The 22,027-nt window shown below is 55.4% G+C and carries 25 protein-coding genes and 1 tRNA gene; 18 read left to right on the top strand and 8 right to left on the bottom strand.

Features of this window, described 5'->3' with window-relative positions:
* The first annotated feature begins 75 nt into the window (after window positions 1-75).
* Together D3878_RS14915 and D3878_RS14910 are read left to right on the top strand one after the other, a co-directional pair.
* Window positions 76-699 carry a GGDEF domain-containing protein gene (locus tag D3878_RS14915; protein ID WP_119786209.1) on the top strand — a complete coding sequence of 208 codons (624 nt, stop codon included), beginning with the start codon at window positions 76-78 and terminating at the stop codon, window positions 697-699.
* An 80-nt stretch (window positions 700-779) separates the two neighbouring features.
* Window positions 780-989 (top strand): SlyX family protein, encoded by a 210-nt coding sequence (locus tag D3878_RS14910; protein ID WP_119786208.1) that lies wholly within the window; start codon window positions 780-782, stop codon window positions 987-989.
* 259 nt (window positions 990-1,248) lie between these two features.
* Here the strand turns inward: D3878_RS14910 and D3878_RS14905 are convergent, their stop codons facing one another.
* A complete protein-coding gene (locus D3878_RS14905; protein ID WP_119786207.1) occupies window positions 1,249-1,683 on the bottom strand; it encodes a hypothetical protein in 435 nt (144 codons plus the stop codon).
* A 135-nt stretch (window positions 1,684-1,818) separates the two neighbouring features.
* Window positions 1,819-2,025 (bottom strand): hypothetical protein, encoded by a 207-nt coding sequence (locus D3878_RS14900; RefSeq protein WP_119786206.1) that lies wholly within the window; start codon window positions 2,023-2,025, stop codon window positions 1,819-1,821.
* Window positions 2,026-2,144: 119 nt separating this feature from the next.
* Here D3878_RS14900 and pip point away from each other — a divergent pair, with 119 nt between their 5' ends.
* On the top strand, window positions 2,145-3,107 hold the full coding sequence (gene pip, locus D3878_RS14895) for a prolyl aminopeptidase (RefSeq protein ID WP_119786205.1): 963 nt from the start codon (window positions 2,145-2,147) through the stop codon (window positions 3,105-3,107).
* Window positions 3,108-3,152: 45 nt separating this feature from the next.
* Here the strand turns inward: pip and D3878_RS23520 are convergent, their stop codons facing one another.
* Window positions 3,153-3,473 carry a hypothetical protein gene (locus D3878_RS23520; protein ID WP_147383984.1) on the bottom strand — a complete coding sequence of 107 codons (321 nt, stop codon included), beginning with the start codon at window positions 3,471-3,473 and terminating at the stop codon, window positions 3,153-3,155.
* 60 nt (window positions 3,474-3,533) lie between these two features.
* Here D3878_RS23520 and D3878_RS14890 point away from each other — a divergent pair, with 60 nt between their 5' ends.
* From D3878_RS14890 to D3878_RS14870, 5 genes are all read left to right on the top strand, one after another.
* Window positions 3,534-3,992, top strand: coding sequence for an energy transducer TonB family protein (locus D3878_RS14890; RefSeq protein ID WP_119786204.1), 459 nt, complete (start codon window positions 3,534-3,536; stop codon window positions 3,990-3,992).
* A 92-nt stretch (window positions 3,993-4,084) separates the two neighbouring features.
* A complete protein-coding gene (locus D3878_RS14885; protein ID WP_119786203.1) occupies window positions 4,085-4,876 on the top strand; it encodes a YdcF family protein in 792 nt (263 codons plus the stop codon).
* 157 nt (window positions 4,877-5,033) lie between these two features.
* Window positions 5,034-5,336 (top strand): ElaB/YgaM/YqjD family protein, encoded by a 303-nt coding sequence (locus D3878_RS14880; protein ID WP_199688171.1) that lies wholly within the window; start codon window positions 5,034-5,036, stop codon window positions 5,334-5,336.
* Between the two features lie 12 nt (window positions 5,337-5,348).
* Window positions 5,349-5,741 (top strand): phage holin family protein, encoded by a 393-nt coding sequence (locus tag D3878_RS14875; protein ID WP_119786202.1) that lies wholly within the window; start codon window positions 5,349-5,351, stop codon window positions 5,739-5,741.
* Between the two features lie 11 nt (window positions 5,742-5,752).
* Complete coding sequence (locus D3878_RS14870) at window positions 5,753-6,130, top strand: hypothetical protein (RefSeq protein ID WP_147383982.1); 378 nt, start codon at window positions 5,753-5,755, stop codon at window positions 6,128-6,130.
* Window positions 6,131-6,242: 112 nt separating this feature from the next.
* On the opposite strand, the gene D3878_RS14865 is transcribed toward D3878_RS14870, so the two are convergent.
* Window positions 6,243-7,094, bottom strand: coding sequence for a c-type cytochrome (locus D3878_RS14865; RefSeq protein WP_119786200.1), 852 nt, complete (start codon window positions 7,092-7,094; stop codon window positions 6,243-6,245).
* A 199-nt stretch (window positions 7,095-7,293) separates the two neighbouring features.
* Here D3878_RS14865 and D3878_RS14860 point away from each other — a divergent pair.
* Window positions 7,294-7,369: transfer RNA gene (locus tag D3878_RS14860), tRNA-Arg, on the top strand.
* A 183-nt stretch (window positions 7,370-7,552) separates the two neighbouring features.
* On the opposite strand, the gene D3878_RS14855 is transcribed toward D3878_RS14860, so the two are convergent.
* On the bottom strand, window positions 7,553-7,825 hold the full coding sequence (locus D3878_RS14855) for a helix-turn-helix domain-containing protein (RefSeq protein ID WP_233556344.1): 273 nt from the start codon (window positions 7,823-7,825) through the stop codon (window positions 7,553-7,555).
* Window positions 7,826-7,946: 121 nt separating this feature from the next.
* On the opposite strand from D3878_RS14855, the gene D3878_RS14850 reads away from it, so the two are divergent.
* The 4 genes from D3878_RS14850 to D3878_RS14835 are packed head-to-tail and all read left to right on the top strand — an operon-like array spanning window position 7,947 to window position 10,816.
* Entirely contained in the window at window positions 7,947-8,183 is a 237-nt protein-coding gene (locus D3878_RS14850) for a hypothetical protein (RefSeq protein WP_119786198.1), read from the top strand.
* On the top strand, window positions 8,176-9,456 hold the full coding sequence (locus D3878_RS14845) for a site-specific integrase (RefSeq protein WP_119786197.1): 1,281 nt from the start codon (window positions 8,176-8,178) through the stop codon (window positions 9,454-9,456). The genes D3878_RS14850 and D3878_RS14845 overlap by 8 nt, the downstream gene beginning before the upstream one ends.
* Window positions 9,457-9,495: 39 nt before the next feature.
* Complete coding sequence (locus D3878_RS14840) at window positions 9,496-10,362, top strand: hypothetical protein (protein ID WP_147383981.1); 867 nt, start codon at window positions 9,496-9,498, stop codon at window positions 10,360-10,362.
* Between the two features lie 49 nt (window positions 10,363-10,411).
* Entirely contained in the window at window positions 10,412-10,816 is a 405-nt protein-coding gene (locus D3878_RS14835; RefSeq protein WP_119786195.1) for a hypothetical protein, read from the top strand.
* Between the two features lie 442 nt (window positions 10,817-11,258).
* Here the strand turns inward: D3878_RS14835 and D3878_RS24380 are convergent, their stop codons facing one another.
* From D3878_RS24380 to D3878_RS23515, 3 genes are all read right to left on the bottom strand, one after another.
* Window positions 11,259-11,660, bottom strand: coding sequence for an McrC family protein (locus D3878_RS24380; RefSeq protein ID WP_233556343.1), 402 nt, complete (start codon window positions 11,658-11,660; stop codon window positions 11,259-11,261).
* A gap of 119 nt (window positions 11,661-11,779) precedes the next feature.
* On the bottom strand, window positions 11,780-12,370 hold the full coding sequence (locus D3878_RS14825) for a TetR/AcrR family transcriptional regulator (RefSeq protein WP_119786194.1): 591 nt from the start codon (window positions 12,368-12,370) through the stop codon (window positions 11,780-11,782).
* Between the two features lie 529 nt (window positions 12,371-12,899).
* Complete coding sequence (locus tag D3878_RS23515; RefSeq protein WP_147383979.1) at window positions 12,900-13,106, bottom strand: hypothetical protein; 207 nt, start codon at window positions 13,104-13,106, stop codon at window positions 12,900-12,902.
* Window positions 13,107-13,486: 380 nt separating this feature from the next.
* On the opposite strand from D3878_RS23515, the gene D3878_RS14820 reads away from it, so the two are divergent.
* The 5 genes from D3878_RS14820 to D3878_RS14800 all read left to right on the top strand — a co-directional run bounded on the left by D3878_RS14820 (window position 13,487) and on the right by D3878_RS14800 (window position 22,017).
* Window positions 13,487-14,296 carry an amidohydrolase family protein gene (locus D3878_RS14820; RefSeq protein ID WP_199688170.1) on the top strand — a complete coding sequence of 270 codons (810 nt, stop codon included), beginning with the start codon at window positions 13,487-13,489 and terminating at the stop codon, window positions 14,294-14,296.
* A gap of 685 nt (window positions 14,297-14,981) precedes the next feature.
* Complete coding sequence (locus D3878_RS14815) at window positions 14,982-16,508, top strand: phytoene desaturase family protein (protein ID WP_119786193.1); 1,527 nt, start codon at window positions 14,982-14,984, stop codon at window positions 16,506-16,508.
* Window positions 16,509-17,060: 552 nt separating this feature from the next.
* Window positions 17,061-18,620 carry a long-chain-fatty-acid--CoA ligase gene (locus tag D3878_RS14810; protein ID WP_119786192.1) on the top strand — a complete coding sequence of 520 codons (1,560 nt, stop codon included), beginning with the start codon at window positions 17,061-17,063 and terminating at the stop codon, window positions 18,618-18,620.
* Window positions 18,621-19,000: 380 nt separating this feature from the next.
* A complete protein-coding gene (locus tag D3878_RS14805; RefSeq protein ID WP_119786191.1) occupies window positions 19,001-20,617 on the top strand; it encodes a DUF1302 domain-containing protein in 1,617 nt (538 codons plus the stop codon).
* A gap of 32 nt (window positions 20,618-20,649) precedes the next feature.
* On the top strand, window positions 20,650-22,017 hold the full coding sequence (locus D3878_RS14800) for a DUF1329 domain-containing protein (protein ID WP_119786190.1): 1,368 nt from the start codon (window positions 20,650-20,652) through the stop codon (window positions 22,015-22,017).
* Window positions 22,018-22,027: the final 10 nt, after the last annotated feature.

Here is a 22,027-nt window from a genome sequence, read left to right as displayed (position 1 = left end):
GTCAATATTTCCTTGCCTTAATACAAATATGCTATCGTTGCCGTGTCCCTTTATCGATGCATCCAGGAGTTTTTCATGACAGGCGCAAATCATTCCTGCGGCAATTGTGAACAGTTGCGTGCCCAACTGGCGGAGAAAGAAACGGAAGTCGCGCAACTGCGCGCCCGCATGGAAGAACTCGGCCGGCATGATTCGATGACGGGCGCACTCAACCGGCGCAGCCTGCTTGAAACCCTGGTGGCCGAGCTGCAGCGGGCACAGCGCACGGGCCATCCTTTTTGCTTTGCGGTACTCGAACTCGACCGCTTCGCGCAGGTTAGCGGTCAGTACGGTCACCTGGCGGGCGATGCGGTGCTGAAAAAAATGGCGGATACCGCCGTCAACTTGTTGCGCACCGTCGACCGTTTCGGTCGGCTGGGCGGGGAATCCTTCGGCATCGTCTTGCCGGCCACCTGGCTCGACCAGGGCATGATCGCCATGGGGCGCTTGCGCAAGGCGATTGCCGATTGCGACTGGGGCGAGACCGCGCCGGGCCTGGCGCTGACTTTCTCCGGCGGCATCACCACCAATGCCTTTGGCGACAGCGCCGAATCGATGATCAAGCGCGCCGAACAGGCCATGCGCCAGGCACAAGGGGAGGGCGGCGGGCGCACCATCCAGCTCGAGGAAGCGCTGCCGGTGGCCTTGCCGGGCGCCTGAACCGGCGGCATCGGCAAGCCCGAGGCTTTATACTGGCGGATGTGCCGGCATGCGGCATGCCACATGGAGCATCGCAGACAATGATAGAAAACCGCCTGGTCGAGATTGAAATCAAGCTGGCGCGCCAGGAAGACCTGGTCGATACGCTGAACCAGACCATTTACCGGCAACAAAAGAAAATCGACGAACTGGAAGCCCTGTGCATGGCGCTGGTGCGCCGTATGCAGGAAGTTCGGCAAGGCGCCGACGAGCCGCGTGACCCTGTCGACGAAATACCGCCGCATTATTAACTTTATCCGTCGCATTATCCGGCGACCCGCGACGCAGATACGCACGCTCCTGCTACCTTCCACGCACCCGTGCCCGGCTTGCCCGAACGCAAGGGTTGAACTCCCCCCGGATTTCCCTGTCGATTGAGCATGCGCTGCCTGATGCCTTGATGCGTCAGGCAATTCTGCCAAAAGTCGATCCGGTTGGCGTCGGCAAAGGGAATCCGATGCATACATGCTCCAGACTGTTGAGCTGCACAGTGATGCTTTTCTCTGCTCATCATCTTGCGCAGTCAGCCGATGCGGACACGCTCGCGCCAATGTCCGCATCCACGCGCGCGCCGATCATACTGGCACAGGCAAGCCAGGAGCCGATGCCTGCCGCATCCGCGCCTGGCATGGCGCAGCGATCTGGCGGCGGCGCTTTGCCGGGCGGGGCAAACCCGGCCAGCGGCGCACCCGCGCCAACTCCGCCCATGTCCGCCACACCGCCAGCCGCCACACTGCCACCCCCGGCCGTTGCACCGCCAGCCCAAGCCGTTGCGCCGGTGCCCTCCTCACAACTGCCACAACCGCCACCTGTGGAAATCACACCGCCCGCCTCGGCACCCCCTGTTCTCAGGTCAGAGTCGCCAGGTGCATCCAGCGGTGGATCGGCCGTGGTGATGGTGCCGGCGGGCGCCCGCAGGATCGCGCCGCAAGTGACATTGCCCAAGATGCCCGCGCGAGCCCGGGGCAAGCAGCACGCCAGCAAATCTCGTCCGCCGAGCGCGGGAAGTAATGAGCCGTCTGCCGAGGCGGGCCGCTAGCAGGCGCCCGCTGGCGCCATCCTGACGGTTACATCATCACCTCACGACGAGTGCCGTTCCTGCGCATGTTCCGACGGCGCCGGATGGCGATCGGGATCGGGATCAATTTCGTCTTCATCGTGCTCGGCATCACGCGGCAGCGATTCGACCTCGTCGAGTTCTTCATCGTCGTCATCGGTACAGGCACGGCCGGATCGTTGCGCACGATGCCGCCGCTGACCGACTATCGGATAGCGGGTCTTCATCATGGACTGTCCTCCATTTGCTCAGACCTGTTCTGACCTCCCCGCAGGTGCCGAGTTCGCCTTACCTGCCTGCTTCGACCGGCGTATCATGGTGATTTCAACGTCGACCCTGCAAGTTGCACATGAACGAAGAACTGCCGCTGTTTCCGCCCATCGAGCCTTACCGCAGCGGCATGCTGCCGGTCGATGCCCGCCACACGATTTACTGGGAAGAGTGCGGCAACCCGCAAGGCCAGCCGGTGCTGTTCCTGCATGGCGGACCCGGCGCCGGCCTGTCGCCCAATCACCGCCGCTATTTCGATCCGGCGCATTACCGCATCGTCTTGTTCGACCAGCGCGGCGCCGGCCGCGCGACGCCGCTGGGCGAATACCGCGACAACACCACGCCACTGCTGGTCGCCGATATCGAACGCCTGCGCACCATGCTTGGCATCGAGCGCTGGCTGGTGTTCGGCGGTTCGTGGGGCTCGACGCTGGCGCTGGCGTATGGCCAGGCGCATCCACAATGTTGCATCGGCTTCGTCCTGCGCGGCATTTTTCTGTGCACGCCGGCCGAGATCGACTGGTTCATGCATGGCATCCGCTGGTTTTTTCCGGAAGTGCATGAAGAATTCGTGCGGCAGATCCCGCAGGAGGAGCGCGGCGACTTGTTGCAGGCATTTGCCCGCCGCCTGTTCGGCACCGATGAAGAAGCTTGCCTGCAGGCCGCGCGCGCTTGGGGCCGGTATGAGGGCAGCTGCCTGCATCTGCTGCCGCAGCCGGACGCTGTCGATGCCTTCGCCACCGATACCACCAGCATCGGCGTCGGCCGGCTGGAAGCGCATTACTTTCTCAATGCCGGCTTTTTCAGCGACGATCAACTGGTGCGCAATGCCGGGCGCCTGCGCCATTTGCCGGCGGTGATCGTGCAGGGACGCTACGATGTGGTGTGCCCGCCGCTGTCGGCTTACCGCCTGCACCAGGCCTGGCCGGAAGCGCAATTCCACATGATCGCCGACGCCGGCCACGCCGGCATGGAGCCGGGCATCGCCCGCGCGCTGGTGGCGGCCACCGAACAATTCAGGCGACAGGGACGTTTCGATTAGATCGCGCTCGGAGAGGCTGGCGGCAAGCGGCCATCGCTGCCGTTCTTACAGCCTGCGCGCTTCGCCATTTTTGCGCTTCATAATTTCCGCGCGCATTTCGCGGAATTGCTCGCGCACTTTGCTGCCGATGAATTTGGCGCCGACCATCTTTTGCATGTTCCCGGACAGGAGATGCGAACGGATCGCCGAGTGGGGCATCAACCGGGGCTTGCCATGGACTGGATATTTTTTATGCAATAAACTGTGATTAAATGGTGGTTGGGCATACCGGGCAAGACTGCGAATGTTTCCAAAAGGAACTATATTCAGCAGGCTTTGCCCCAGCCACAGGCGCCGACGTGGCGCATGTTTTGCATTGACATCCATTTAACATAAAGCCGCGCGGCCGACCCGCGCGGCATCAGCCGGGAACAAGGTCAGCTGCCTATGAAAACAAGACTCAGCCTGCTCTGCGCCGCCGCTATCTTCGCCGGCTGCGCCAGTGATATTCCCGGCCCTTCGGCTATTGGCGGTCCGGGGCGTGCAGTGACCGCCGAAGCCGCCAGTGTGCACGCCTACAAGGTCGCCCTTGCCAACCATATCGCCGCCGTCAATGGCGAGCGGATGTATCCCGGCCGGCCGCAAGCCTTGCTGCGGTCGGTGGTGGTGCTGAAATATGTCGTGGATAGCGACGGCAAGCTGTTGCGTTCGGAAATCATGCGATCCAACCGTGACCGCACCACCGAAGCGACCGCCCTGGCCACGTTGCGCAACAGCGCGCCATTCCCGCGGCCGGCATCCCATCTGTTGCAGCGCGGCCGCCTTGAACTGTCGGAGACCTGGCTGTTCAATAACGATGGCCGCTTCCAGCTGCGCAGCACGGCGCAGCAGCAAATGGATCAATAAGTGGATCAATAAGCGTACACGCTGGCACGTCTTGCTTGACGTCGGGGCGCACTTGCTTGCAAAGTGCGCCTACCCGAACCTGGAAAGATTCCATGAGTGCTAGCTGGATATTCAATACCGTCGTCGGCACTGTACTGTTGCCACCTTTTAATCTGATCCTGCTGGCCGCTATCGGCCTCCTGGTGGCGCGCAAGCGGCCACGGTCCGGACTTGCCCTGAGCGCGCTGGCGCTGCTTTTGCTGACTGCTTTGAGTACTGGCATCGTTGCCCGTGAGCTGGCGCGTCCGCTGGAAAGCCAGAATCCGCCGCTGCGGTCGGCCCGCGGACTGGAGGCCGAGGCAATCGTGGTCCTGGGCGGTGGGCGGTTGGCGCAGGCGCCCGAATATGGCGGCGTCGACGTGCCGAAGCTGACCACGCTCGGCCGCCTGCGCTATGGCGCCTATGTGCAGCGCGCCAGCGGCCTGCCGCTGCTGGTCAGCGGCGGCTCGCCTGACGGTACCGCCGAAGGAGAGGCGGTGCTGATGGCCAGGGTATTGCGCGACGAACTGGGTGTGCCGGTGCGCTGGGTCGAGGATGCCTCCGACAACACGGCGCAAAACGCGCAATTCTCGGCCCGCATCCTGCGCGCGGCCGGTGTGCGGAAAATCGTGCTGGTCACCGACGCCTTGCACATGCCGCGTGCGCGCCGTGCCTTCGAGCAACACGGCATGACGGTACTGGCCGCGCCGACCGTGTTTGCCAGTCACAAGTCCACCTCGTTCAATAGCTGGTTGCCTAACATCCAGGCACTGGACTTGAGCTACTATGCCTTGCATGAATGGCTAGGCTTGCTGTGGTACCAGTTGCATGACCAGCAACCGCCCGTTTTCAAGCGCGAAGCCTGAGTGACTGCTCACTGCGATGCGGTGCGGGAAGGCGCGCAAGCGCTATTGCCTGATGTCCGTCCAATTTTCAGTGAGGAATTATGCCTGCCGGCTTGCCCGCAATTGCATCGCTGGGTATGATAAGACCGACAATTTCATTTCACTACGGAGAATCCCCATGACCGCTTCCAGTTATAAAACCGTGCGCAACGACATGAAAACCCTGGTGCGTGACGCACAGCAACTGTTCCGTGAAGCCAGCGTGGCCACCGGTGAACGCGCCGACGAATTGCGCTCCAAGGGCCAGGAATTGCTCGACAGCGCGGCGCAGCGCGCCCAGGAATTGCAGACGGTCGCCGTTGAAACCGGCAAGGAACTCGCCAGCACCACGGATGACTTCGTCAAGGAAAACCCTTGGAAAGCCGTCGCCATTTCCGCCGGTGTCGGCGTGCTGCTCGGCATGCTGATCGGCCGCAAGTAAGCCGGCCGCTGCATGCCTTTCGAAACTACCAACGAAGAGTCGGCGCGGCCCGGCCTGCTGGGCGGCGTGGCCACCATGGCGCGCAACCTGCTTGGCCTGGTGCTGTGCCGTGTCGAGCTGGCGGCACTGGAACTGGCCGACGTGCGGGCGGCACTGCTGAAGCTGGCGGTGTTTTTCGCGGCGGGCGTCATCACCACATTTTTCGCCTTGGCTTGCTGGACCGGCTTGGTGGTAATGCTGGCCTGGGAAAGCCTGGGCTGGAAAATCCTTGCCATCGTCGCCCTGGTCCATACCTGTGCGACCGTGCTGATCGCCTTTTATGCGCGTGCCCTGATCCGCGAAGGCCGCTTGTCGCTGCCGTTGACCATGGCGGAATTGCGCAACGACCGCGACGCCCTGCAATGAACGAGCCCTCCATGAATCCGACCGACCGCAAGCAGGCTCTGGTGGCGCAAGCCGCACTGCACCGGCAGCGCATGGCACAAGCCGGCCAGGCGGTCTCCGCCGGTTTGCATGCCGGCGCGCTGGTCAAGGGCGCGGGCGGTCTGGCGCTGGCCGGGCTGGCCTTGTTGCGGAGTAAAAAAGGCGGTGGCGCGGGGGCCGGCGGTATGGCGGCATTGCTGCCGCTGGCGGCGCCCCTGGCCATGCGCGGTCTCTCCTTCCTTGGGCGGATCAAGCCCTCCGGGCCGACGGTGCGCAAGCTGCTGACGGTCGCCGCGCTGGGTGCATTGGCCGCTTTTGCCGTCAAGCGCGCCACAGCAACCAAGGCGCGCCGCATCGGCAAACGCAATTAATCGTAAATTCGCGCAAATTCGCGCAAATTTGCACACATTCGCGTAAGTTTGTGCAAGTCTGGCCTATAAAAAAGCCGACCCTCGGGTCGGCTTCTTGCTGCAAGGAATTTGCTTATTTTACGGCGGCGGCCATGTAATCGACCGCAGCCATGATTTCTGCATCGGAGGCCGACGAGCCGCCTTTCGCGGGCATGGCGCCCAAGCCCTTGATGGCGCTGGCGTGCAGGGTATCGGTGCCCTTCTTCAGGCGCGGTGCCCAGGCAGCCTTGTCGCCTAACTTCGGCGCGCCAGCCACGCCGGCAGCGTGGCAAGCCATGCAGGCGGTGTCATAGATTTTCTTGCCGATGTCGGCGGAGACGGCGACGGGAGCGGCTGCAGCGGGCGCTGCGATTGCTGCGGGTGCCGCAGGTGCAGCAGTTTCGGCAGCCGGCGCTGCGGCGGTGGCTGGTGCGGCTTTCACTTCCGGCTCCTTGAAGCTGGCGCCAGCCTTGTTGGCCATGAAGACCACTGCGCGTGCGACTTCGACATCGTCCAGATCCGGGTTGCCGCCCTTGGCCGGCATGCCGCGAATACCATTGATGGCATTGCCGACCAGCTTGTCATAGCCCTGCGCGATGCGGGCTGACCAGGCACCGGCGTCGCCCATCTTCGGTGCGCCTGCCAGGCCGCCATCGTGGCAGGTGGCGCACGCGGCCTTGTAGACGCCATCGCCGGCTTGCAGCTGGCGTGGCGCATTGACATCCTTCAGGGTGAAGCCTTCGTCGCCGACCGGGCGGATGCGCGTGGCGGTGGCTTCGGCGATTTGTTCATCGGAAAGGCCGGACTGGCCACCCTTGTCGCCGGCGACGAATTTCGTCAGCAGCACGATGATCAGGATCGGCACGATAAAGGCTGCGGCAATTACAGCGATCAACTGCTTGGGTGTTTTAATCAAGGATTCGTGTTCGTTATGTGCGTCGCTCATTATTCCCTCAAGACATTTTTTAAACCGGTAGGCCGGTGCGCACAATTCCGAAGCCCGACTGGGATTCCATTGCGCAATAGGTCGCCAAACCTTTGATTATAGACGCAATGCTGTCGATTTGGAACGGATTGGCTGCGGTTTGCATGGACGACACGCCAGAAAAACGGTATCCTTCGGGACTCTTCTGTAATCCTCCTACGCGGCTGTAGCTCAGTGGATAGAGTATTGGCCTCCGAAGCCAAGGGTCGCTGGTTCGATTCCAGCCAGCCGCACCAGTTTTACAGGGGTCTTCGCGATAGTGTTTGCTAACTTACATCGCGCTGTGACAAGTCTGTGACGGATCTGTGACGGTTCCAAAATCGTCTGATTTGTCTTCCGTCGAAAAATGACCCTCGGTCACCAACGTCACAGCATCACATCCCACTTCCACTTCCGATGAAGTCATCGGTTCGATGCACTCAATCCTTGCCTGATTCCAAACTATCGGGCTGCGTGTATTCGAGCAACTCTTCGACACGGCAATTGAAATATTCACATAGCTTGTCGACAATTTCCGTACCGGTACTGTAACCCCGCTGGTTCAGAATCTTGGAAAGCGTCATGCGATTGACTCCCGTCGCCGTTGCCACTTCCTGAATGGTAATCCGGCGCCCTTCCTGAAACTGTTTCTTCTCTATTTGCTCACCGAGCTTGAACCTGATCATCGCTTGCCTGTTGTAATGACGTTTCATTTGATAATAAAAACTATCAAATGACTTGCAAAGTTATCTTTAGATGCTAATATTAATCATCGAACGATAAATTAGCGTATCGATTGATTATTTTGGTTATCACTTGATAGGAGAGACTAGCATGCAAGGCACATACCTTACAACGGAAGAACTATCGGCGCGCATCAAATACGACGCTCGAACCATTCGCGAGCGCTTGAAGGATAGCGTTTTGCTTGAGGGTATCCATTACATCCGGCCGTTCGGTGGAAGGAAGATCCTGTTTGTATGGGAAGCGGTCGAGCGCGATATTGGTAAATCATCTATGGCCAACTCCCTCACTATCCCGATGGCGAATGGGAGCGTATGCCATGGGTAAGGTGAGGGTGCGTCCGGAAACCGGGCGCTTACAACTGGATTTCGGCTACAAAGGGGCGCGCTGTCGTGAACAGACGGCGCTGGAGGATACAAGCGAAAACCGTAAAAAAGTGGAACTGCTTTTAAAACGGATCGAAGCTGAAATCACTTTGGGGACTTTCAACTACCAAACTTACTTTCCGGGAAGTAAGCAGGCCTTGAAGTTTGAGACTGCGGCATTAAACGCATCCAAGGCCGCGCCAATTGCGTCTCCAGCCACATCAAATTCCGCTGGCATAACGTTCAAGGACTTCGCCGATGAATGGTTCGGAGAGAATGAAGTCCGTTGGCGCCGCAGTCAGCGCAAAACCGTGCGCAGCACCATCGACAAGCATCTGATCCCGGCATTCGGGGATAGGGCGGTCGACCAAATCACCAAGGCAGACATCCTCAAACTACGTTCCTCACTCGCCAAAGTTCCGGGACGCAAAAACAAGGAAGGTCTCTCAACCACCAGGATCAATCATATTCTGACGCCCCTGCGGATGATTTTGAATGAAGCGGCCGACCGCTTTAACTTTAGCACGCCTTATCAGAACATTAAAAGCCTGAAGGTGGCCCGCACGGATATCGACCCGTTCACGCTCGACGAAGTGAACCGGATTCTCGCGACCGTGCGCCCGGACTTCACGGATTACTACATCGTGCGCTTCTTCACGGGGATGCGGACAGGCGAGATCGATGGCTTGAAGTGGAAATACGTCGACTTCGCGCGCCGCTGCATCATGGTGCGGGAAACCATCGTCATGGGCGAGGACGACCAGACCAAGACGGATGGTTCCCGCCGTGACATCGTCATGTCAGAGCCAGTGTTCCAGGCTATGCAGCGCCAATACCAGAATACGGGAAAGCGGTCAGTCTATGTCTTCTGCAACCGGGAAGGGCTGCCGCTGGACAACAAGAACGTCACCAACCGGGTGTGGTATCCGTTGCTGCGTCATCTCGGTCTTACCAAGCGCCGGCCTTACCAGACGCGGCACACGGCCGCCACGCTGTGGCTTGGTGCTGGCGAGAACCCGGAATGGATTGCACGCCAGCTGGGCCACACAACGACGGAAATGCTGTTCCGTGTCTATTCCCGGTATGTGCCGAACCTGACCCGTCAGGACGGCAGCGCCTTCGAGCGCCTGCTGGCCAGCTCCATACACCCGATCGCAACGAAATCGGTGCTGGAAGTGCCGGGGCCAGCAAAGAAAAAAACGATACCCAAGACACGTAACCAGGCCAGCGCATAGGTCAGCAAGACACCCTGTGAATAAGATAACAAAGGATAGATGATGAAGACACAATCGAAACAACTCGCCCAATTCGAAACCCAGGCTGATCTCAGTGTTCCCAGTTTTCCGCTGAGCCTGCCGTTCCCTACCGGGTATATGGAGCAGGTCTGGTGCCGGGGCACCAACTTCCGGCGTGATGCAAGCGGAGCGATTCTGTGCACGCTCCACAATGCCGAGGGCACCATCAATGCGCGCATTTCACGTCCTGACGTGGATATCCATTTATTCCATGACTGGCAGCTTCTGCACGTCGACGTGGTGACCACGGTATCGAACGGGAAGCTAACAGCCGAAGTGATGAAGCTGCGCACCACTGCAGCAGTGATGTGTTCATATCTGGATCTGTTGCCACGCTCGATCTGTGCCTTGCCCGGCAAACTTGATGAACTGCGGCATCTGGTCCAGTTCGTCCAGGCGCCTGAACTGCGTCAGGTGCTTGAAAATGTCTTTTCGGATGCTACGATTTTCTTGCCCTTCCTGACCCGCTTTGCCGGCAGCGAGCGCTATACCTACCCCTGCGGCTTGCTGGTGCGAACCGTGGAGGCGGCAAAACAGGCAATCGGGATGGGATTCCAGACTCAGGAGGAGGCCGATATGGTGCTCACGGCAGCATTTCTGTATGACCTGGGTCGGATTCGAGATGGCAACCTGATGTCGGAAAGCTTGCGGAAAACGATTGGATTCGTGCCTCATCCGAAATCAAGGCGTTTGATTGGCTTTGCTCTCGGTTCGGCAAAGTGCAGCTTGCATGTGGCATTGGAAGAAATAATCACGACGGGTTTCTGCAATCGCTATCCGAGTCTCCACTCGGATTTGAAGCAGAAGACCGTATTGGCAAGGATCGATGATGCATTGCGGGGCTAAGCCAATTGCCTTGGCTACCAATTCAAATAAATGATAAAAGGAAACCGACATGACAGCAAAACACGACAACGCTTCGGCGTCAGGCAGCGACGAAGTAGATTTTTCACGAATCCCGAAGGATTTTCCGCGGCCGGAACGCTCAGGGGCAGTGCCGGGCGCGCAGGTCAAATTTCTGGCCACGAAGTACAAGGGCAAATTCTATGAGGCCGGGTGTACGCCGCCAGAAATCTACGAACGATGGCAGGTTTGCGAAGATCTGGGTCATCAATTCGCGGAAAGCTGCATCAGGACCAAGAATGGCAAACGAAAAAATATGCCAGAGGAGGATATTGTGGAGCAATACCTTCATCGGCTGGAAGCTGCGGATTGGGTAAGTCCAACGGAAGCCCGTTGGATAATACGCCGGGCAGCTGAAATTATCGAGTGGCCCTTGCCTGCATGTTTGCAGGCGTGATGATTGCTCAGGTTGAAGCAGTATGTGGGGGCGACTGTTGCCGATCGATTGAAATTGAGCCAATTTCTGCAAATATTCTCGCCCTCGATTGACCCTACTTGGCGGGCAAGAGACGCAGCGGCTTTGCGGGTCAGCCACGAATTAGGATGGGGCACGCGAAAGTGTTATTGGTGGGTCAATTTGCTGTGATCATCAACACGTTGGGAGGTATCCGTCTCCCTACCCTCGGGAGAAAAAAGGGAAATCTCACTACTTAGCGGATTTCCATGCGCATAATTCTCATGCCATGACCAATTTAGGCACTGCCGTACTTCCCGGCTTGAAAGCGGCGGAAAACGGAGCGTCCCCTGGAACAATTAACGACCGGGACTTCAGGCAGAACGGCAATACCCAGAGGCTCAATCCGCTGGTCTTTGAAAACTCGAACACTGGCAACAGACAATCAAAGGATTCGGTCCTTGGGTGGGTAGATAAGCACGACTTCCCCTTGGCCATCAAGGTGGCTTTGACCGTAGGCCTGTAACTGGTAAAAATCGCTTTGAGACAAGCCATATTTTTCGGTGCCGTTGGCCTTCAGACCGTCAAGCAGCTTCCATTTGTTGTCCAATACGATCAGGTCCTGAGTGGGCTCACGTACCACCAGATCGGGCTTTAGTCGGAACCAGTTTTGCTCACGGTGCCGGACCAGGCGATGGGGCCGGCCTTGAGTTTTCAATAGCAACGGCTGTATCAGTTGCTTCGACAAGTGCTTGGCAACAAACGCTTCGAAGACCGCTTCCATCGGGAAGAGCAGTGACGGAGCACGATGGCCACCTGTGCCAGACAGGGGTGATTCGTCTTCCAAGATGAGGCGGGCCCAGGCAAGCGCGTTGGCATACTTTAGCGTTGAACGACTCTTTTTCAGAGTCGTTCAAATTTTAATTAGTCGTAGATATCACGCCTCGACGAGGATCGTCGATTGATCTACCGTTCAGCGAGAAAGCCGCGCAAATACAGCCTGGATACTCTCTCGCAAAGCTCCGCGTCTGTTATCTTGCCGCCTGGCTTGTACCACGTTTCAATCCAATTCAGCATACCGATAAGGAGCAGCGCATATGGCTTATAAAGGTCGACGTCAAGATTTGGATTTAACTCATTCATGAGCCGTGCAAGTAGCGACAATAACTTTCGTTCTCGATCTACGAGAATTTTTTGCATTTTTTTCGGCAAGAACTTCGTATCATTGACCGCCACAAGATGTCTTCTACGGGCATGTGCCGACTTGTGAAGGTAGGAATTGATAAACATTCCAAACCGTGCTTCCGCCTTTCCTTTGGCCCCCAATATCTCTTCGACCGCACTGATCATTCCGTCCGCATGCTCAGAAAGCATCGCCAAGAGAATATCGTCTTTAGCCGGAAAATAGTGGTACAGCATAGATTTGGAGACACCGCACTCCTTTGCAATATCTATCATTCTCGCAGCAGGGTAGCCAACTTGAGCGAATAACTGCGCAGCTTTATCAAGAATCATCTGAGTCTTAACATCATAGTCTTCAGCACGCGTGCGAGTCATAATTGACAGCTCCCAATTGATTTTTTATTTGTAAATTTTTCTTGTCATTATACGCCATAGCGCTATCGGGCAATAATATGAGCCTGCGCCGGAATTGGTGCTAACGTAGAAAAATCCGACTGTTTTGAATGTATTCGTTTCTCTCCGGCCCTTGCCTGGCGTACGAATTCGTACGGAGTCTGCCAGTTCAAGGCGCTATGGGGCGACCTTCATTCTAGTAATGGCGCCACGCTTCGATTTGATGCGACGCTGTCGCAAGATCCGTCGATAGGCCTCAAAGTCATAGCAACGATCGGCCTGCACGCACTTCGCTTTGGCGAGCGGTCGTCCGCGTCGCCCGGCGATCGGCGGGACGCTACCGAGCAACGGCATCAGCTGGGTCGAATCGTGCCGGTGGTCAGGATCACATTGAGCGGCGAGCCGTGGGCGTTGACAGCAAGATGGCGTTGGCTGCCTGCCTTGCGCCGATCAGTCGGCTAGGGCCCGGTTCGCCCCCCATACATGGCCCACACCGACGAACTGTCGGCGATCATCCACTAGAAGTCGATGTGGCCGGCATGGCGTAGTGTCGCCAGCAGGATGCGTGCAGCCGGTCCCAAACACCGGCCTGTTGCCAATCGCGCGGGCGCCGCTCGTCCAGGCGCTTGCGGCCGGCTGGCGTCTTGTGCGCAGATGGTGGCGGAAGCAAGAGACGAACGATTTCCCATAGTTCATTTTCAACCGCTTCGCGTGCCATGTCGTCTCTTCACAGAACATACTGGAAAGCTGATTTGACCGCAATTATTCGATTTTGTTAGATGCTCTTATCCAGCTTCCCGTTGCAGAGTCCAAAATAACCGAGAGTTGGCGTTGACAAGCAAGGATTTCCACTGTTAATCTATGTTTAATAGACCGTTGAGTCGGACTATCAAACGGTATGCGAAGTTACACGTTTAATTGTGGTTGGTTATAAGCTGGGTTGGGAATTGAAAACGGCGAATTCTGTTCATTTCAACGGCGGCGCACATCTTGTCATCGATCACGTCGCACTTTTATTTCAGCATTATCTATGAGAGCTAATTCAATCTTCTGTGGTGCCACAGCGCGTTCGTCGGTCATGACTAGTGAGGTTTCAAAATGACATTAAAGTTTAAGGCAATTGATTGCTGGGTAAATACTAATCTCGGTGCCCCGGAAGGTGATGCCAACTACTTATTTCCTGGACTCGCCGAGCGATGGGCCAGGGGCACCACGCTCTCTCAACTCTGCGATGAAATGGATGCTGCTGGTATTGAAAAGGCGGTTCTCGTTTCCGGGTATGGCACCGGGGATACGTTGTCGTGGGTAAAAGATGCAGTGAACCGGTTTCCAGAACGGTTTGCCGCCTCTCATATTATCGATCCTCGTCAAGGTATGGATGCGGTGCGACTTGTCGATAGTCTTGTTCGAAATGACGGTTATCGTTTGATCCGCATGATGGCGCTCATGACTCAAAAGCCCTACGATGATGCAATATATTTTCCGATCTATTCGAAGTGCGCTGAGCTAGGGGTTCCGGTCAGTGTGAATGTGGGGTTCCCAGGGCCGCGAGTCCCGAGCAAGTGCCAAGATCCCTTCGCCTTGGACGAGGTCTGCCACTTCTTCCCTGAGTTGAAAATAATCATGGCCCATGGTGGCGAACCATGGACAGATCTTTGCGTTAAGTTGATGCTTAAGTGGCCCAATCTTTTTTACATGACATCGGCATTTGCGCCCAAGCATATTCCTGCGGCTATCATTCGCTATCTCAATACCCGTGGCGCCGACCGGATTATGTGGGCAAGTGACTATCCAGTGCTCACCTTTGAGCGATGTATGAAGGAGATCGCCGGGTTGGAAATTCGCGACGAGGAAACGTTGGCCAAATTTGTTGCGGAAAATGCCCGCAAATTGTTCTTCTCTGCTTAGAATCTATTTTGATAGGGCGGATTGTCACGTAATGAGCCGCATGCAAACCGCGACATAGCGAGGTAAGCTCAGCCTGTTTTTCCCGTCAATCCAATAATCGTCGAGATCGATTGATTCAGCTATGGGTTCGCTCGACTCCCAGCGCCGTTCTCCGCTGCTTTTCTCGCAGTTTTTTATAGCCGTGTCCTAGATCCATGCGCAGTCGCCGTCGCTGTTCTTTAGCCGGCCACGCCAGCATGTTCTTGGCTACTGTCTGTACTACCAGCTTTATGTCGTGTCGATTGACGGGCCCAATTTCTATCTCTATAGCCAATGGATCACTGTGCGCTTCTTTAGTGAGCAGACTGTGTTTGACGCCGCCTTTCCTCCAGGTTGGAGGGTTTTGGGCCAGTCCATTTCACTTCCCAGAGGCGCTTTGGCCATTGCTCCATCCAGGACAAGCCATTCCCAGTCGATACCCTTGAGCTCGTTCGCTCCGGATAAGACGGCACCAATATGGCTCGGCTTCGCGGTCTTTGTCTGTGTAATACCCAGGAAGGCAGCACGATGATGGTGGAAGGGAGGTAAGCCCCTCCAGGTTTTCGAGTCGTATCAGGAGTTAGTCCTGTTGACACGCCCTCCGAATTGCAGTAGGCTTCTTTAAAAGACCGTCGGGTCGGCATATAAATGAAAGGGAATTGGAAATATGAATACTCAAAATGCGTACGATGTAATCGTTGTAGGTGCTGGTCTCGGGGGGCTTTGCGTTGCCGCCTTGCTTGCGAAGATGGAAGGAAAGAAGGTACTGGTCTTGGAGAAGGAGAGTGGTATCGGTGGAAGGATGCATCACTTCATCGGCGATGATATCAAGACTAAAGAGGACTATCTCGGCCCTCTGGGTGCTTCAACCGGGTGGCTTGTTACGAGCGTTCCCAGCCTTCCAAAAATTATCGATGATGGCCTTCTGGCCGGTTACAAATTCGAACTCGGAATGCACGACATAGTCAACGGTACAAGTTCTAGGGTCTGCCACATTCTTGAAGCGCTCGGAGTACCCGTCGAGATCGTTCCACTGAAGGCATGCGGGTTCTGGAGTGACGGTAAACTGCATTCGATGACGCGCGGGCAGCTGCCTTGGATGGATGGGGACGACTATAGGGAAATGCGCGCGATTATTAGTGAAATGGTAAAGATGCCGGTGGATGAAATTCGAAAAAACCACCGTATATCACTCGCGGAGTATATCGCACCGAAGACCCAGAATCCTAAAGTGCTTGAGTTCTTTGACATCTTGGGTGCATTTACAGTCGGCATGAACTCGGCAAAGCAACTCTCCGCAGGCGAGTTTATTCTGGTGACACGGATGCCGATGCTTGGCGGGCTGCATTTTGCGGATGGTACGCTTGGACAAATGGGCGGAAAAGGATTTATGCAGATTGCCCATAATCTAGAAAGTATCATTACTGCCCAGGGGGGGGAAGTTCGCCTGGGCCAACATGTCGAAAACATTACGGTCGACTTTGGTACAGCAACAGGTGTCCGTGTAAGGAAGGAAGGTGGCTTCGAGGAATTTACCGCACCCACTATCGTCTGTAACGTGCCAATTAAACTTGCGGTCAAGCGCGAGCTAATTCCAAACGCGTATTTGTCGAAAGAGTTTATTGAAAAGGTTGCTAGCTTTGAGTCGAGCGGTGCGGTGACGCCAATCTTTGGGTTAAAAAAATCAGTAATTGATATTCCCGGCATGTTAATGACAAAGATCGCAATTGACGATCCGGCCTTCCCAGACGGAATTATGTTCGGATATGAGGCGCACTCATTGTTCATTGAAGGTAAAGCACCGAAAGGCAAAGAAATCATCGAGTGCTGGGTGGGATTGCCGACTTCAGAATTGCGTGAATTAAAGAGAACCGGAAAACTACAGCTACTGTGCGACAGCATCCTCGACTTCATGGACAAGAGCCACCCGGGATTCAAGGACTCATTGGAGTGGGCATTGTTCCCCGCCTTCGATTTCGTTACTTCAGTGGCGCCTACCCCAGCGCAGGCGTGGGACGGCCAGCTCGCGCCGAAAAGTGACGACATTGAAGGACTGTTCTTTGTCGGTGAGTCGGTAAGAAATTATGGCAAGTTTATGGACGGTGTTGCCTATGGAGCGCTCCTTTGTACAAATGAAATCACCGGAAAGAATTATATGCACGAAATATTGCCGCCCCATCAAAGAGAAATTTAAATTCGATGAATGACAAAAAGCCGGCATGAACAGGGGCAGCAGATGCGACTCACACGAATTTAAAAATCGGCCAGATAGTACTCAGACAAATTGCGAAATGCTCGATGTTTAATATTAGGAAGACGCGCTCATGCCGCCCGTTGAATCGCTGTAGAGGCTAGACGAGACGATCATGAGATATTTTTATCGCAGTGCTATCGTCGTGCAGTAGCTTTTGCTTGAAACAGCCATTTGCCTTCTATGCCTGATATGTAGCCATGAGCGCAGCGGGTAGCGTCGCATGGCGTAATAGCGGGATGGGCGATGCTGGCGCTTGTGAAACAGTAGGGTTGGTTAGCAAAAGGTGGCGGAGCGCACAGACGGGATTGGCGCGCAATATTGCTGCCGTCTGGGTGCTGTTCATCTCATTTTCTGTGAGAGGTGATAACAGCAGTCGTAGACACTGCTGGAGGCGGCCTGATAGCGAAGTGATTTGTCCTGTTTAGCGGCAAAGACAGTGCGTGTATGTCATGCAAAGAACATTGAGTTCATGCCGAAATAACAAGAGGTGATATGGACTATCGCGCAGCATTTAATCGAGGAATAACGCTATATCCGGAACGAGATGTGCTTGTTGATGGGGATCGGCGTTTTACGTGGAAGCAGTGGGGGGAACGGCAGCATCGGCTGGGAAATGCCTTGCTTGGCCTGGGGCTGAAGAAGGGCGACCGTGTCGGAGTGGTGCTAAAGAACTGTGCCGAGTGCTTTGATGCCTTTGCGGCGGGGGCGAAGACCGGGATCGTGGTGGTTCCGATCAACTATCGACTTAACCCTGACGCGATTTGCACCATCATTGCCGATGCGGAATGCCGGGCATTGCTGGTCCATACGGAGTTTGCTGCTACCGTCCAGGAGATGAGCGCGCGCTTGCCCGCATTGGAAGCCGTCATTGCAGTCGGGGGGGCGGTGGATGGCCTGTTGGATTACGAGTCTTTGCTGGCGAGTGCATCGTCAGCGGAGCCGCAAGCCGTGCATGCCGATGATGACCTGGCAGTCGTTATCTACACCACCGGCACGACGGGTGACCCCAAAGGCGCGATGGCGACGCGTCGTAGCATGATCATGCGGATGTGCTGCATCGCGATCGAGATGCAGTTCGGACCTGAGGATCGCTACCTGAATTCTTTACCAATATTTCACGTCGCGGGAATCATCGCATTAGGCGCACTATTCCGATGTGCGACAAATATTATCTTGAAGGACTTCATTCCGCTCGAATTCTGCCGTACGGTCCAGCAGGAAAAAGTCACCAAAGCCTTTTTGGCGCCTGCGGTTCTCAATGTTGTGCTCAATTTTGACAAGGTGAATGAGTACGACTTGAGCAGTCTGAGTCGTCTGCTCTACGGCGCCTCTCCTATGCCGCAGGAGGTTCTGAGGCGGACAATCAAGGTGCTCCCACACTGCGACATGATTCAGGCGTTTGGTGCGTCTGAATGCTTCACGATTGTCTTTCTGAGCCCCGGCGACCATCGGGAAGCATTAACGGGAGCGGGCCGTGTTGCAGGGCGGCTGAACTCGGCCGGGAGGCAGGCCAGTCTTTCAGAGGTAAGAGTTGTGCGCGATGACGGAACGAACGTCATCCCAGGCGAGGTAGGGGAAGTCATCGCCAGAAGTGGGCAAGTGATGGCAGGCTACCTGAACAAGCCAAAGGAGACTGCGGAGGCAATCCGCGATGGATGGTATTACACGCGGGATCTGGCGACAGTGGATGAGGATGGCTATATCTACATTGTCGATCGCAAGAGCCACATGATTATTACCGGTGGGGAAAACGTGTATCCGGCCCAAATCGAAAATGCGTTGTTCGACCATCCCAAGATTGCCAACGTTGCGGTCATTGGCGTACCGGACAGCAAATGGGGCGAAGTCGTCAAGGCCTTCATTGTGTGCAAGCCGGGCGAAAAGCTTACTGAGCGCGAAGTGATCGAGTTTTGTGCGCCGCGCATGGCCAGCTATGCCAAGCCTAAGTCAGTCGAGTTTCTTGACAGCTTGCCTGTGACTGCCACCGGCAAGCTTAACAAGCTTGAGCTGAAGAAAAAGTATTGGGCTGGATCGGCAAAAATGATCGGTTAGTACGGGAAGACGCACACGACAATCGAGTCGATGATTGAACGTAGCAGCCGCTCCAGCAACATAAAAAGCTCCTGTGCCAAAGTCGTCGCTAAGGCAAGTCGCCTGTGTTCAATTTACTTGTTGACAGATCGGATGGAGGGGGATTACATTTGACCCAGTTGTTAGACCGACCTGTCGGACGGTCTTGTAAGTGAGTGCCGAAGCGCCGGATGCGCACTTCATTTGATCGCGCACATACATCAGCGAAGGCGATGATTGTTCTCGGCAAGAAGTGTCTCAAGCAAGTGGTAAATGACCGTCTACGTTAAGGAGGCAGAATTGTTGTGCGGTCTGTCAGATTTGGGGATAGGATTATTCATGAAAATAACTGGAGGAAGACAATGACAATCAATATAGGACGTAAGAAGTATGCGGAGGCATGTATGGCTGCCGTATTTTCATTCGTCGCTGCGCATGCTTATGCAATAGACATTCCTAGCGAAAATCCGGATATCAGTATGCAGTGGGGAAATACCGTTCGCTACAATGCCGGATGGAGAGTTGAGAATCGCGATCCGGTTCTCGCTAGGAGTCCCAGCAATGATGAAGGGACAAACTCATTCAATCGCGGAGACATGGTCACTAATCGGCTCGACTTGCTAAGCGAGTTTGATTTCAGCTATCGAAAGCAATTGGGGTTTCGAATTAGCGGTGCGGCATGGGCTGACGCTGCATTCCATGATGATGTTAGAACCGGTCCCACCCTCGCATCGCGTGGAAGCTATTTCAATAATCAATTTTCAAACTTTACAAAGCGCTACCACAAAGGTCTCTCGGGCGAACTTCTCGACGCCTATGTGTTCAGTAACTTCGAGCTTGGCGGCATGCCAGGCGACGTTAAGATAGGTCGCCATTCGGTGTTGTGGGGGGAGGCTGTATTTTTGACGGTCAATAGCATCTCGCACAGTCAAGCGCCGACGGATGGGCTTAAGGCTGTAACGAACCCGGGTATCGACGCCAAGGAATTGGCGATGCCTATCGGACAGATTTCCGCGAACCTCCAGGCAACACCAGAGCTCAGCCTTTCAGCTCAATATTATTTCGAATGGCGCCCCTCACGGTCACCAGAAGGGGGAACCTATCTTGCTGGCACCGATTTTCTGTTGAACGGCCCAGACCGGGTGTCGCCTGCGCCCGGACTCTTTCTTAGGAACGGAGGAAATATAGAACCATCAGGAAGGGGCGACTGGGGCCTAGCCGCGCGGTGGCGTCCCTCGTGGTTAGACGGAACTGTCGGGGTTTATTACCGCGATTTTACTGAAAAAAATCCGAGCGTTAGCTTAAATATTCCCAGTAGGATCTACAACCCCGTGTACCCGAAGAACATCCAACTTATCGGTATGAGTCTTTCCAAGAATCTCGGCGGGATAAGCTTCGGAAGCGAGGTCAGCTATCGCAAGAACCAGCCGTTGGTAAGTTCCATTACGGATGGTAACCAGGAGGGGGCGCGCGGCAATACGTGGCACTTGCTGGCAAATGCAGTGGTTGCAATGGCGCCAAATGCGATTTGGAACAGTGCAACCCTAATTGGCGAACTGGGGTACAGCCGCTGGGATAAGGTAACGACCGGCCAAAATTATTTTCTCGGGTGCAGCCAAAGACCGGCAGGTGATCAAGGCGCAGGTACTGGTTGCGTCACAAAGGATGCACTGCAGGCTATGGTCCGCTTTACACCCCAGTGGTTGTCAGTGTGGCCGGGTTGGGATGTCAGTGGTCTGGCAAGCTATAGCCTCGGCTTGAAAGGCAATTCGGCCGTGGCAAACAATGGCACCAAAAATGGGGGGAGTTATAGTTTGGGAGCTACTTTCACCTATAACCAGCGGCATGACTTCTCAATTTCTTACAATGATTACCGAGCTACCTATGAACCGACGGCATCTGGCGTCACCCGTGTGACGAATGGCACTCAACGTCAGGATCGTGGCTGGGTCGTGCTGACCTACAAGGGATCGTTCTAAATCAATAACGAAACACACCAAGGAGATAGAAAATGAATTTGAACATCGCGTTGATTGGCCTGGTCGCTTGTATTTCCGTAACTGGCACGGCACGGGCTGCTGTTTCGCCTGATGAGATGAAAAAGCTCGGTACCACCTTGACGCCTTGGGGCGCCGAGAAGGCGGCAAATGCGTCTGGGACGATCCCTGCATACACGGGGGGCATTATCGAGATGCCACCGGGGTTCGTTAAGAGCAACCCGGGAGTAAGGCCCGATCCTTTTGATAAAGATAAGCCTCTGTACCGCATCGATGCAAAAAATGCTGAACAGCACAATGACAAACTCACCCCGGGAACGCTTGCACTGATTCGGAAATACCCGACTTTTTATGTTGACGTATATCCTACGCATCGGTCGGCCACTTACCCGTCCACGGTTCTTGAAAATACAGTAAAGAATGCAGAGAGATGCGCCCTCATCGCGGACGGCGACGGGCTAGACACCTCAAAAGGGTGCGGATTCGGCCTGCCGTTTCCGATCCCTAAATCTGGTCTTGAAGTAATGTGGAACCACGCCGCCCGCTATCGTGGTTTGTCCTTTGTGAGCAAAAATTTCTCAACTTACTATGTTAAGCCATCGGGTGAAATCGTTGTCACGCAGCGATCCAATCTGTACCGCGAACTGGGTCTGTATGACACACGTAAAAATCCGCCAGACACTTTCGGATTGGTCCGATTGGAGTATTACAGCCCAGCGCGTCTGAATGGTCAAACCACTCAGTATTACGACAGGGTTGCCGATAGCGAACGTCGGGCATGGTCTTATCAACCATCAACGCGTCGCGTCCGCTTGGCGCCGGATTTGGCAGGGGATGCACCGGTGAGTACAGTGGGCGGAGCGATGGTTTATGATGAAGAGCAAATCTTTTCCGGCAAGCGTGATCGCTACAACTGGAAGTTGGTCGGTAAGAAAGAAGTCCTTATCCCCTACAATGCATACAAGCTGACGAATTCTGACAATAGCAACGCATGCAAAGGGGACGCAAAGCTACTGCCGAACCACCTTAAGTCCGAATGCGTGCGTTGGGAAATGCACCGCGTTTGGCATGTGCAGGCCACCTTGAAAGAAGGGAAGCGGCATGTATATCAGAAGCGTGATTTCTTCCTGGATGAAGATACTTTCGCCGCTGGTATTGAAGAAAACTATGATAAGTCAGGCAGCCTTTACCGGGTAAACATTAACCCGGGTGTTCCTGCCTACGATCTTCAAGCTCCAGGAATCACTGATCAGTATATTCTTGATTTGGTCACGGGGATCTACATCTGGATGTCGCCAGAAGGTGGACACGTACACTATCCAGCACTTGCCCCGAGTTCATTGACGCCGGAATCAATGACGACGCATATTCTAAAACCGTAACGAGTATTGC

Origin of the sequence: Noviherbaspirillum sedimenti, from assembly GCF_003590835.1 — a bacterium.
GTDB classification, from domain to species: Bacteria; Pseudomonadota; Gammaproteobacteria; order Burkholderiales; family Burkholderiaceae_D; genus Paucimonas; species Paucimonas sedimenti.
The sequence above is the reverse complement of the archived record's forward strand: the minus strand, read 5'-3'. Positions and strand labels throughout refer to the sequence as shown.